The organism is Fluviicoccus keumensis, from assembly GCF_004217445.1.
Classification (GTDB): Bacteria; Pseudomonadota; Gammaproteobacteria; order Pseudomonadales; family Moraxellaceae; genus Fluviicoccus; species Fluviicoccus keumensis.
Genome location: NZ_SHKX01000012.1, coordinates 218529 through 230865, shown reverse-complemented (window position 1 = coordinate 230865; position 12337 = coordinate 218529). Strand labels below are relative to the sequence as shown.

General features: G+C 60.5%; 10 protein-coding genes. 3 read left to right on the top strand and 7 right to left on the bottom strand.

Annotated elements, in window-relative coordinates; translation table 11 throughout:
* Positions 1–12 precede the first annotated feature (12 nt).
* On the bottom strand, positions 13–1026 hold the full coding sequence (nagZ, locus tag EV700_RS09195; protein WP_130413006.1) for a beta-N-acetylhexosaminidase: 1014 nt from the start codon (positions 1024–1026) through the stop codon (positions 13–15).
* Positions 1027–1185: 159 nt separating this feature from the next.
* Between nagZ and EV700_RS09190 the strand changes: the two genes are divergently transcribed.
* Positions 1186–3318 (top strand): carboxy terminal-processing peptidase, encoded by a 2133-nt coding sequence (locus EV700_RS09190; protein WP_130413004.1) that lies wholly within the window; start codon positions 1186–1188, stop codon positions 3316–3318.
* On the opposite strand, the gene EV700_RS09185 is transcribed toward EV700_RS09190, so the two are convergent.
* Positions 3284–3664, bottom strand: coding sequence for a gamma-glutamylcyclotransferase family protein (locus EV700_RS09185; RefSeq protein WP_130413002.1), 381 nt, complete (start codon positions 3662–3664; stop codon positions 3284–3286). The genes EV700_RS09190 and EV700_RS09185 overlap by 35 nt on opposite strands.
* Between EV700_RS09185 and EV700_RS09180 the strand changes: the two genes are divergently transcribed.
* Positions 3663–4244, top strand: a complete 582-nt coding sequence (locus tag EV700_RS09180) for a Maf family protein (protein WP_130413000.1) — start codon at positions 3663–3665, stop codon at positions 4242–4244. The genes EV700_RS09185 and EV700_RS09180 overlap by 2 nt on opposite strands.
* Before the next feature lie 64 nt (positions 4245–4308).
* On the opposite strand, the gene sppA is transcribed toward EV700_RS09180, so the two are convergent.
* From sppA to rluC, 3 genes are all read right to left on the bottom strand, one after another.
* A complete protein-coding gene (sppA, locus tag EV700_RS09175) occupies positions 4309–5277 on the bottom strand; it encodes a signal peptide peptidase SppA (RefSeq protein WP_130412998.1) in 969 nt (322 codons plus the stop codon).
* 68 nt (positions 5278–5345) lie between these two features.
* The gene (locus tag EV700_RS09170; RefSeq protein WP_130412996.1) at positions 5346–5993 is read right to left on the bottom strand and encodes an HAD-IA family hydrolase; all 648 of its coding nucleotides are present in this window, start codon (positions 5991–5993) and stop codon (positions 5346–5348) included.
* The gene (rluC, locus tag EV700_RS09165) at positions 5980–6942 is read right to left on the bottom strand and encodes a 23S rRNA pseudouridine(955/2504/2580) synthase RluC (RefSeq protein WP_130412994.1); all 963 of its coding nucleotides are present in this window, start codon (positions 6940–6942) and stop codon (positions 5980–5982) included. Before rluC ends, EV700_RS09170 begins: the two co-directional genes overlap by 14 nt.
* A gap of 426 nt (positions 6943–7368) precedes the next feature.
* On the opposite strand from rluC, the gene EV700_RS09160 reads away from it, so the two are divergent.
* Entirely contained in the window at positions 7369–10728 is a 3360-nt protein-coding gene (locus EV700_RS09160) for an Rne/Rng family ribonuclease (RefSeq protein ID WP_130412992.1), read from the top strand.
* Positions 10729–10804: 76 nt separating this feature from the next.
* On the opposite strand, the gene murB is transcribed toward EV700_RS09160, so the two are convergent.
* Positions 10805–11818 (bottom strand): UDP-N-acetylmuramate dehydrogenase, encoded by a 1014-nt coding sequence (murB, locus tag EV700_RS09155; RefSeq protein ID WP_130412990.1) that lies wholly within the window; start codon positions 11816–11818, stop codon positions 10805–10807.
* Positions 11819–11827: 9 nt separating this feature from the next.
* Entirely contained in the window at positions 11828–12334 is a 507-nt protein-coding gene (locus EV700_RS09150; protein WP_130412988.1) for a low molecular weight protein-tyrosine-phosphatase, read from the bottom strand.
* Positions 12335–12337 lie beyond the last annotated feature (3 nt).

Here is a 12337-nt window from a genome sequence, read left to right as displayed (position 1 = left end):
GGGGATGTAATGTCAGGCGGAAATCAGGTTGCGGATACTTTCTTCCGCAGCGATCCATTGCGGATGTCGCGGCAGCTCATTCCAGGCCACCCGGCTGCGACCCTTCAGCGCGGCAAAGCGCGCCTGATCCGGCAGCGGCCTGCCTTCACGGGACTCCAGCACCTGAATGGCGGCTTCGGGCTTGTTGCAGACCAGCACCATGTCACAACCCGCCGACAAGGCGGCTTCCGCGCGATCGGCATACGAGCCCGCCACCCCGGCGCCTTCCATGCTCAGGTCATCCGAGAAAATGACGCCCCGGAAGCCGATGCGCTGGCGCAGAACATCCTGCAGCCAGATCGGGGAGAATCCGGCCGGACGGTTGTCGATTTCCGGAAAAATCACATGCGCGGGCATAATGCCCTGCAGGGCCGAGGCCAGAGCGACAAACGGCTTGAGATCATGCTTTTCAATGTCGGCAAACGAGCGGGTATCCACGGGGATCGCCACATGCGAGTCCGCCTCGACCGAGCCATGGCCGGGAAAGTGCTTGCCGGTGGCAGCCATGCCCGCGTCATGCATGCCCTTGATGAAGGGTCCCAGCAGGGCGATCGCCACTTCCGGCTCCGCATGGAAAGCGCGATCGCCAATAACGCGGCTGAGGCCGTTATCCAGATCCAGAATCGGCGCAAAGCTGATATCCACGCCGACCGCCAATACCTCGGTCGCCATCAGCCAGCCCCATTGATACGCCAGCTGGCGAGCCTGTTCCGGACTGGCGGAGAAGCGCTCGCCCAGCGCCTTCATCGGCGGGATGCGCACAAAACCGTCGCGAAAACGCTGCACGCGCCCGCCTTCCTGATCAACCGCCAGGATCAGTTCCGGACGCACACGGCGGATGCTGGCGGTCAACGCCTGGATCTGCTCCGGCCCTTCGTAGTTGCGGGCGAAAAAAATGACGCCACCCGTCTGGGGGTGCTGCAGCACCTCCCTCTCTTCCGGGGTCATTTCCGTCCCTTTCAAATCCAGCATTACCGAGCCGATCATGACCTTTATCTCCTGTTTGCCGACAAGCGGGCAATAATAACGAAGCAACTACGATAAAGCCTATGTTTTTTGGGAAGTTCCCGCTATAAAAACAACAGCCTCATCTCTATAATCCATTTTAGTCGGCATTCCGCCGCGCGTGACTTCAGCAAGATTCTCATGGCACTTCTCAAGCGAAAAAAATATGTTGTGTGGGCGGCTGCTTTCGGCGGCGCCGTATTCTTCTCCGCCGTCTTCGCCAAGCAGGCGGCGGCGCCCGCTCAGCTCCAGCCCACGGCGGACGAGAAAAAGGCCGCGCGCAGCAGCGTCATCCTGCTGAAGCACCTGCATTATGAACACCGCAAGTTCAACGATGCGCTGTCCTCTCAGGTTCTCGACCGCTATCTCAAGGATCTGGATGGCTCCCGCAGCTATTTCCTGGCCAGCGATATCAACGCGTTTCAGGCTTATCGCCTGACCCTGGATGATGAAATCAGCCGCGGCGACCTCGACAATGTCTTCGCCATCTATACGCGCTTCCAGAAGCGCGCTGTCGAGCGGCTCGACTTCGTGCTTGGCGCCCTCGAAAAAGGCGTCGGCAAGGTGGATCTGGAAAACCATCAGGTACTGGAAACCAAACGCGACAATGCGCCATGGGCGCACAATGCCGCCGAGCTGGACGATCTTTGGCGCAAGCGCCTGGCGGCGGCTGTCATCAGCCTGCGGCTGGCCGGAAAATCCGACGAGGATATCGGCAAGCTGCTGACCAAGCGCTACCAGACCCAGCTCAACAACCTGATGCGCACCCGCCCGGACGACGTGTTCCAGGCATTCATGAATTCGCTGGCGGAATCCTACGATCCCCATACTGAATATTTCTCGCCGCGCACCTCCGAGAATTTCAATATCAACATGAGCCTGTCCCTCGAAGGGATTGGCGCTGTGCTGCAGAATGATGACGAATACACCAAGATAGTCCGGCTCGTGCCCGCCGGTCCCGCCGAGAAGTCAAAGCAACTGGCTCCGGGCGACCGGATTGTCGCCATCGCCCAAGGCAACGAGGACTTTGTCGATGTCGTCGGCTGGCGGATTGATGAAGTGGTCGACCTGATACGCGGCCCCAAGGGCAGCCAGGTTCGGTTACAGGTCATCCCCGCCGGTGCGGCGGATGAACATCAGACCAAAGTGGTCAACATCGTCCGCAATACCATCAAGCTGGAAGAACAGGCGGCGCAGAAGCGTATTGTGGAAATCACCCGCAATGACCGCAAATACCGCATCGGCGTCATCAAGCTGCCGACATTCTATGCCGACTTCCAGGGCATGCAGTCCGGCGATCCCAACTACCGCAGCACCACCCGTGACGTCCGCCGCCTGATTGATGAACTGAAGGCCGAAAAGATCGATGGCATGGTGCTCGACCTGCGCAACAATGGCGGTGGTTCCCTGACCGAAGCCAACTCGCTGGTCGGCCTGTTCATCGAGACCGGCCCCACGGTCCAGATCCGCAGCGCCAACGGTGATGTGGAAGTGATGGGCGACTCAGACCCTTCCGTCGAATATGACGGCCCTCTGGTGGTGATGGTGAACCGTTTGTCCGCCTCGGCAGCGGAAATCTTTGCCGGAGCCATTCAAGACTATGGTCGGGGTCTGATCGTCGGCTCCACCAGCTTTGGCAAGGGTACAGTCCAGTCGCTCCGCGACCTGAACTATGGACAGCTGAAAGTTACTGAAGCCAAGTTCTACCGGATCTCCGGCGCCAGCACCCAACACAAGGGCGTGGAACCGGATGTCACTTTCCCGAATATTTACGACAACACCGATATCGGCGAATCGGCGCTGCAAAATGCCCTGCCGTGGGACACCATCCCGCCCGCCCGCTATCTGCCTTACACCGGCTACAGCAAGCAGCTGACCCGTTTGCGCCTGCTGTCGCAACAACGGCAGAACGCCGATCCGGACTTCAAATTCCTGAACGCCCAGATCACGTTGGCTGACGCCCTGAAGAAGGACACTGTCATTTCCCTCAACGAAAAGGAGCGCCGCAAGGAACAGGATGAACTGGACCAAAAGCGGCTGGTGATTGAAAACGCCCGCCGGAAAGAGAAAGGTCAGGAACTGCTGAAAACCTGGCGTGAAGCGGAAAAGGCCAATGATGCCGACGGCAACCCCGACACTGTGGACGATCCGGATCCGACCGCCAAGGAAAAGCCGGAAGATGAAGCCTACGTCAAGGAAGCGGGTCAGGTGCTGCTTGATTCCCTGAGCACACCGGAAGTCAAGGTGGCGCGTTCAGCCAGTCTCCACCACTGATCCGGGCCAGGCCCTTAACGGGCCTGGCGTACCAGTAGACCCAGGCATCCAGCCATAATCCGGACGCCAGTTGCACCGGGCTGACCAGTCGCCTGTATTCCGGATCAGCCCGGTCAGCCTCCTCGAAATGATCCAGCTCCGGCCACAAGCGTTCTGGAATGCCGTAAACATCACCTACCACCAGGCCCTCGCCCGAAACCAGCGCCGGATACCAACTCACCCGGTACAAGTCTCCGCGCACCTGCGCCTGACCCAGCCAATGGGCCTGCGAGGCCAGCCGCGCACCCATGATATGTCCGGCTTCCGGACGCAAACTGCCGTAGACAAACAGGAATGAATTTTCCATGACGCCCGCCCTGGTATTGGCCTCGACATCCCGCTATCGCGCGGAATTGCTGCAGCGACTTTCCCTTGAGTTTATTCAGGTTCAGCCCGAGGTGGAAGAGACTCCGCTGCCGGGCGAATCCCCGCATGACGTGGCCTTACGGCTGGCGGAGGCCAAGGCCCGCGCTCTGGCGACAGCCTATACGGATCATCTGATTATCGGTTCAGACCAGACGGCGGGTTGTGATCTGGACATTATCGGCAAACCCGGAAGCCGCGATCGAGCCATCGGGCAGCTGTTACGTTTCAGCGGCCGCAGTATCGAATTTCATACGGGGCTGTGCTTGCTCAATACGCGGACCGGACATTGCCGGACTGCCGTCAATACCACTACCGTGACTTTCCGGTCGTTGAGCGAAGCGTGTGCCGAACGCTATGTTGATCGGGAACAGCCGCTGGACTGCGCCGGCAGCTTCAAGGCGGAAGGGCTGGGTATCGCCCTGTTCAGCCGTATTGTCAGCGATGACCCCACCAGTCTGATCGGCCTGCCGCTGATTACACTGACTCAGTTTCTGCTCGCGGAAGGCTGGATGTTGCCCTGATAACAGGCATAAAAAAACCGGAGGCTGCGTGCCTCCGGTTTTTTGACCCTGCCAAACCTGTTGTTCAGCGCAACTGCAAGCCGCCACCCAGGTCCAGTTTGGCGGCGATGGACTCGCCCATGCTGGCGCCCAGCTTGCGGATCAGGCTGTCCATCGGACTCTTTTCCGCGGTGTAGTCCACCAGTTCTTCCGCGCCAGCCTGCTTGGCCACGCTTTTCACCGAGCCAAAACCATCGGCCAGTCCCATTTCAACCGCTTGCTGACCGGTCCAGAACAGACCCGAGAACATATCGGGAGTTTCTTTCAGACGCTGACCGCGCCCCTGCTTCACCGCACTGATGAACTGCTGGTGGATGGTGTTCAGCATCTTCTGCACGTGAGCCTTTTCTTCCGGGCTGACCGGAGCCATCGGGTTCATGATGGCCTTATGCTGACCGGCGGTCATGGTACGGTCTTCCACCCCGACTTTTTGCAGCAACCCTTGTACACCGACGCCTGGCATGATCACGCCGATCGAGCCAACCAGACTGGCCGGACTGACATAAATCTGATCGGCTGCGGCCGCAATGTAATAGGCGCCGGACGCCCCCAGATCGGAAATCACGGCATAAACCTTCTTGTTCTTGTGTTCGGCCTGCAGCTTGCGGATTTCATCATATACATAGGCGGATTGCACCGGACTGCCGCCCGGGCTGTTGATGCTGAGAATAATGGCCTTGCTGTGCTTGGCCTCGAAGGCTTCCCGCAAGCCGTCAATAATGTCATCGGCATTGGCGTCAGCGCCATCCGCGATTTCACCGCGAATCTCGACAACCGCGGTGTGATCAACCGCCCCTTCCACCTTCGAGCCGCCATGACGGGAGCCGGAGGAGAAAATCAGTGACAGGAAGATCAGGACATACAACAGCGTCACCAGCTTGAAGAATATGCCCCAGCGGCGCGCGCGCTTCTGTTCTTCCACTGAAGCCATGACGGCCTTTTCCAGAATTTCCCATTCCTTACCTGCTTTCGGGGGTGACGGCCACTCACTCATGGTATTACTCACTTCCGGTTATTAATTGCTTATGCTTGATACGGCCCCTGTGGGGGAATTTCAAGGTATCAGGACAGATTGTTGTACAGTTCCGATACATGGTCGACGATGACTAACGGCTCGTGAGGGAGCAGCAATTCCACCGCATGCGCCCCGTAGCTGACGCCGATTCGCGGCATTGCCAGCGCCTTGGCCATCGCCAGGTCATAGGAGGTATCGCCAATCATCACCGCCTGATCAATGCGCTTGCCGGTATGGGCCAGAATCTGGCTGAGCATCAGCGGATCCGGCTTGGAAGCGCTCTCGTCGGCGCAGCGGGTAATGACGAAATGATCGGCCAACCCGGTTTGCGCCAACACGCGGTCGAGCCCGATGCGGGTCTTGCCGGTGGCCACGGCCAGCAGCCGGTTTTGGTTCAGCAGCGATTCCAGCAACTCCAGCGCCCCGGGAAACAGGCCGCTTTTCTCTTCACTGCCCGCGACGTAATGCCAGGCATAGCGCTGACGCAGCAGTTCGCGGACATCGTCGTCGGCATGAGGAAACAACTGCTGAATAGCGATGGGCAAGGCCAGGCCGATGATATGGCGGCAATCGTCCGCCGCCGGAACCGGCTGCAGCAGGTCAACCGCCGCCTGTTGCAGGCTGTCGACGATATGCGCCGCCGAATCCATCAGCGTGCCGTCCCAGTCGAAAATGATCAGCTCAGGACTTGGCACGGCGCAGGTACTCCACCACGGCTTGCAATTCCGGAGCCAGCGGACAGGTGAATTTCAGCGGCTCCGGTTTGTCGGGCATTTTCAACGTCAGGTCACGCGCGTGCAGGAACAACCGGTTCAGTCCCCAGGCGCGCGCCGCCTTGCCGGCTTCATCATTACCGTATTTTTCGTCACCCAGGATGGGATGCCCCAGAAACTGGGCATGTACCCGGATCTGGTGGGTGCGCCCGGTCAGCGGCGAGGCCTCGACCAGCGTGGCGTGCTCGAAACGCTCGATCACCCGGAAGACCGTTTCCGACGGTTTGCCTTCTTCATTATTGACGCGCACGATGCGTTCGCCGTTCGGCAGGTTGGTCTTGAACAAGGGCGCGGTCACCTTGTGCTGCCCGCCTTTCAATTGCCCGGCCAGCAGCGCGACATAGGTCTTGCGCATGCGGCCCTGCCGTAATTGCTCGTGCAGTTCGCGCAGCACGCTGCGCTTTTCGGCCACCATCAGCAAGCCCGAGGTGTCCCGGTCAATGCGGTGTACCAGCTCCAGGAAATCCTTTTCGGGAAACAGCACCCGCATCGCCTCGATCAGACCGAACGGCAGGTTGCTGCCGCCATGCACCGCCAGACCTGCGGGCTTGTCAACCACGATCAGGCCATCCTGGTGGTGGAGAATGCGCCCGCGCAGGAATTGCGCCAGATGCGGGCTGGGCGCGGCCACGGCAGGGGCTTCCGGCAGCCGCATCGGCGGCACGCGGATGACATCGCCCGCCTGAATGCGGTAATCGGCCTTGATGCGTCCCTTGTTCACCCGCACCTCACCCTTGCGGACGATGCGGTAAACCATCGTCCGGGGCAAACCTTTCAGGGCGGTGATCAAAAAATTATCAATGCGTTGCCCTTCTTCGCCGTCCTTGACGGTAATGAAACGGACTGCTGAAGAAGTATCGGTTTGATTCATAAAAAGAGTGTGCGTTCCGAAAGGAGTCTGATATATTCGGGAATTGCCGGCCTCTCGCGTTACCCGATAAACGGCCCGCACCATAAAGCGGTGAGGGTAACTGATGGCGAGCGGATTATATAGGCAAACTGATTGCTTGTACGGGCTTTTCCAGTTGATAACCGTGAATCCTGGAACGCTCGTAACAAAATACTGTGTGGCGGCCAAGGCCGCTTAATTATCCACCGGCACAGGCGCCGTGGGCTGCGGGAAACGAATTTTTCGGAAAATTGCTGAAGCGATTTTCATGTGCCGGAACTCCCAGAAAGAGTCCGGCCGCTGTTGACAAGTCATTCCGGCCGGACCAGAAGTCCGTTTGCCGATGCCGAATTCGGCTCGTTGACCCCTGCCCCGCGCGTGTGTCACTTTCAGGTGACAACGTACCAAATGAAACGCATGCTCATTAATGCGACGCATTCCGAAGAAACCCGCGTCGCACTCGTCGATGGTCAACGCCTCTACGATTTTGACCTTGAACACCACGCCCGCGCCCAGAAAAAAGCCAACATCTACAAGGGTCGCGTCACCCGCGTCGAACCCAGCCTTGAAGCCGCTTTTGTCGATTTCGGCGCCGACCGCCACGGCTTCCTGCCGCTGAAGGAAATCGCCCGCGAGTACTTCAACAAGAATCCCCGCGATGTCGGTCGCGTCACCATCCGCGAAGCCATCCAGGAAGGCCAGGAAATCATCCTCCAGGTCGAGAAGGAAGAGCGCGGCAACAAGGGCGCCGCCCTTTCCACCTTCATCTCGCTGGCCGGCCGCTATCTGGTGCTGATGCCGAACAACCCGCGCGCCGGCGGCATTTCCCGCCGCATTGAAGGCGAGGAGCGCGAGGAACTGAAGGAAGCGCTGAACTCGATCAATGTCCCCAACGACATGGGCGTCATTGTCCGCACCGCCGGTCTGGGCCGTTCGCCCGAGGAACTGCAGTGGGACCTCGACTACCTGCTGTCGCTGTGGAAGTCGATCAACGAAGCCGCCACCGGCAAGGCTTCGCCATTCCTGATCTATCAGGAATCGAACGTCATCATCCGCGCCATCCGCGACTACCTGCGCGACGACATCAACGAAGTGCTGATCGACAGCGAACCCGCCTTCAACCAGGCGATGGAGTTCGTGCGCAAGGTGATGCCGCACTACGCCAGCAAGATCCGCCTGTACAAGGACTCGGTGCCGCTGTTCAACCGCTACCAGATCGAAAGCCAGATCGAAACCGCCTACCAGCGCGAAGTGAAACTGCCGTCCGGCGGTTCCATCGTCATCGACCCGACCGAAGCGCTGGTGTCGATCGACATCAACTCCTCGCGCTCCACCAAGGGCAGCGACATCGAGGAAACCGCGCTCAACACCAACCTGGAAGCAGCCGAGGAAATCGCCCGTCAGCTGCGCCTGCGCGACATCGGCGGCCTGATCGTCATCGACTTCATCGACATGACGCCGCCGAAGCACCAGCGCATGGTGGAAGACAAGCTGCGTGACTCGCTGGCCATGGACCGCGCCCGCATCCAGATCGGCCGCATTTCCCGTTTCGGCCTGCTGGAACTGTCGCGCCAGCGCCTGCGCCCCTCGCTGGAAGAGACGACCGGCCTGGTCTGCCCCCGTTGCAACGGCACCGGCGTGATCCGTGACGTGCGTTCGCTGGGCCTGTCGATCATGCGCATCATCGAGGAAGAAGTACTCAAGGACCGCAGTGCTGAAATCCGCGCCCAGGTGCCGGTCAGCGTCGCCGCTTTCCTGCTCAACGAGAAGCGCGTCGCCCTGGCGACGCTGGAAAGCCGCAGCGGCGTGCGCGTGGTGATCCTGCCCAACCCGCACCTGGAAACCCCTCACTACGAAGTCACGCGCTTCCGCGATGACCAGATCGAGGAAGGCGCGGAAGCCCCCGCCTCCTTCCAGCTGGTCGAAGCCTTCCAGCCGACCCATGAAGATAACGGCCTGAACCGCCGCGAGGAGCGTGCTCCGGCCCGTCGTCAGGAAGCCGCCGTCAAGATGGCGCAACCGGAAACCCAGGCCCCGGCGCCGAAATCGCGTGATGACCGTGCTCCGGCACCGGCCCGCGCCCCCGAACCTGTTGCCGAAGCAGCGGCTGAAACCGAAAGCGCCACAGGGCCGCGCAAGGGCTTCTTTGCCTGGTTCGCCAACCTCTTCAACAACGGCCAGACCGTGCAGGAAGAAGTCGAATCCAAGCTGCAGCCCGTGACCGAAGAACCCGCTCCGGCACCGGCCGAAGCCTCCGCGCCCCAACAACCGCGTCAACCGCGCGAGCGCAATGGCCGCAACCGTGGCGACCGTTATCGCGGCGAGCGAGGCGATCGGGGTGAACGTCAAGGCGGCGGCGACCAGCCGCGCGGCGAACGCAGCGAGCGCCCGCAACGCGCGGAACGTCCCGAGCGCCAGGAACGTCCGGAACGGGCGGACCGCCAGCAGGACGCTGTCATTGATGCGCCGGTTGTTGCTGCTGAGAGCGGCGAAAACGCTGCCCAGCCCGGCAACAACAACCGCCGTGAGCGCCAGCCGCGCGAAGGCCGCGATGGCGGCCGTGATCGTCGTGAACGCCAGCCGCGCCAGCCGCGTCCGGAATTCGCGGCTGAAGCCCCGGTTGCCGATGCCGTCGCTATTGAAGATGCTCCGGTGACGGATAACATCCCCGGCGTCAACGGTGAAGACAGCACCGCTCCGCAGCAACGCCGCCCCCGCCGTGATCGTTTCGGTAACCGCCGTAACAACCGCGGCCCGCGTGAGCGTGATCCGCGCGTGCTGATGGAAGCTGGTCTGATGACAGCCGACGGTGAAAATGTCGCCGATACCGTGGAAGCGCTCGAAATGGCGCCGCTGCACGCACCAATGGCCGAGACAGCCATTCCGGTTGCCGCAATCAATCCGATCGTCGCCGATTTGATTGCCGCCGAAGCCGCCGCCGAACAGGCGACCGAAGTCACCGCTCCGGAACCGGTTGTCACCGAGGCTGCCCCCGTACCGGTCGTGGAAGCGGAAGCATCGGTTATTCCGGACACGGTAGCTGAAGCGCCCGCTGTTGAAGCGGAAGCCGCTCCGGCCCCTGCGCCGCGACGTTCGCGCAACTCTGTCACCCGCATGGCGGAAGCTCCGGCTGAAGCAACCCCGGTAGCCGTTGCCGCGCCTGTCGCTGACGAAGCCTCCCCGGAAGAAGCGCCGCGCCGCGCCGCCAACGATCCGCGCGAGCGTCGTCGTCGGGAGCGTGAAGCCGCTGAAGCCGCCATCAAGGCCGAAGCCGAACGGATTGCCCGTGAGGCCGAGGAAGCTGCCCGCCGTGCCGAAGAAGCGCTCCGACCCGCCCCGGTTGTCGTGGAGGAAGCGGCTGTTCCCGCTCCAGCCGCAACGGTTATCGGCTCCTGGCGGACTGTTGGTGAATATATCGCCGCCTTCCTGCCGGGCCAGCCGGCTCCGGTCACCGGCGCCGAGGTGATCACCGCTTTCTTTGCCGCCCAAAGAGCGCAGGCAGCAGCAGAAGTCGCCACACCTGCCATCGCGGAAGTGGTTGCCGAAGTTGCGGCGGAACCGGCACTGGTTGAAGAGCCCGTGGTTGCACCGACCGCAGTTCCTGTGGTCGGTGCAACCACGCTGGTCATTCCGCCCTGCACCGTCAGCGACTACGTGGCTACCTGGTTGCCCGACCAACCCAAGCCCGAATCAGCCTCAGACGTCATTTCAGCCTTCGTGGCTGCCATGAAGAAGCATGCTGAATCCAAGGCCGCTACCCCGGAGTAATTCGGGGCGCATAAAAAAGGAGCCGCAAGGCTCCTTTTTTATGTCTGTCGGTTTCGAACTGACTGGCAGGGCTGCTTCAACGCACCACAACAGGCTCCATTTCCAACCGTACGTCAAAACGTTCTTCGACACTGTGCCGGATAGCCTCGGCCAACGCCAGAATATCCTGCCCCTTCGCGCCGCCGCGATTTACCAGCACCAACGCCTGTTTTTCATAAACTCCGGCCGCCCCCAGGGATTTGCCTTTCCAGCCGCATTGGTCGATCAACCAACCGGCCGCCAGTTTAACGCCCACGGGTTGAGCATAGGCGACCAAGTCCGGCCATTGTGACTTCAACCACGCCGCCTTTTCTGCCGTTACAACCGGGTTTTTGAAGAAACTCCCGGCATTGCCAATCACCGCCGGGTCAGGCAACTTGCTGCGGCGAATGGCCATGACAGCTTGGGCGACATCAACCGGCGACGGATGGATAATCCCCATATGAGCCAGCTGACGCTGAATATCGCCATAGGCCAATTGCGGTTGGGACATGCGATCCAGACGAAAGCGAACCCGGGTAATCACCCAGTGATCCTTGCCCTGCTGCTTGAAAAAACTGTCACGGTAGCCGAAACGGCAATCCGCCAGGTTGAAATCACGGTACTCTCCGGTCTCGCGGTCGATCGCCGTCAGACCGGCAAAGCGGTCTTTAATTTCAACGCCATAGGCCCCGATGTTTTGCACCGGGGCCGCGCCGACGGTGCCCGGAATCAGCGACAAATTTTCCAGACCATACCAACCTTGGGCCAGGGTATGCTGGACGAAATCATGCCAGCATTCCCCGGCCGCTGCCTCCACGACTACCTCGGCAGGCGTAGAAGACACCACCCGGACACCGCGCTGGCGCAACACCAGCACCAACCCCGGAAAATCCGCCGCCAGCACCAGATTGCTGCCACCGCCCAAGACCAGCACCGGCAAGTTACGCGCCGTTACCGACAGCAGTAATCGCCTCAATTCCTGATCCGAATCCACCAGCGCCAGAAAACGCGCGCGTGCGGGCAGACCGAAGGTGTTGAACCGGGTCAGAAGCTGGTTTTCAAGCATCATGAGACAGGCCTAGCAACCGCAATTGGTCAAACCCTTTTCCTGCAGCAGGGTTTTCAGCAGGTTCTCACAGGTCGCTTCCACCAGATCGAGCACCAGCTCAAAGCCTTTTTCCTCACCGCCAAAGGGATCCGGGACCTCTCCGCCTTTATGGACCGGGTGGTAATCCAGGAATAATTGGAGCTTGGCCTTGGGGTTACGGCAATATTGGCGGACTTTTTCCATTTCCCGCATATTCCGGCGATCCATGACCAGAACGTAATCGAACTTCTCGAAATCGGCGGGCGAAATGAAACGCGCCCGCAACCGGGAAAGATCATAGCCGCGGGCCTTGGCCTGCTTCTGGGCGCGACGATCCGGCGGCTCGCCCACGTAATGGGCGGCGGTGCCGGCGGAATCGATCTTGAAGACATCCTGCCAGCCCGCCTTTTCCACCATGCTGATGAAAATGCCTTCCGCCGTAGGCGAACGACAGATGTTGCCCAGGCAGACAAACAGGACGCTGATTTTCTCACTCATTAT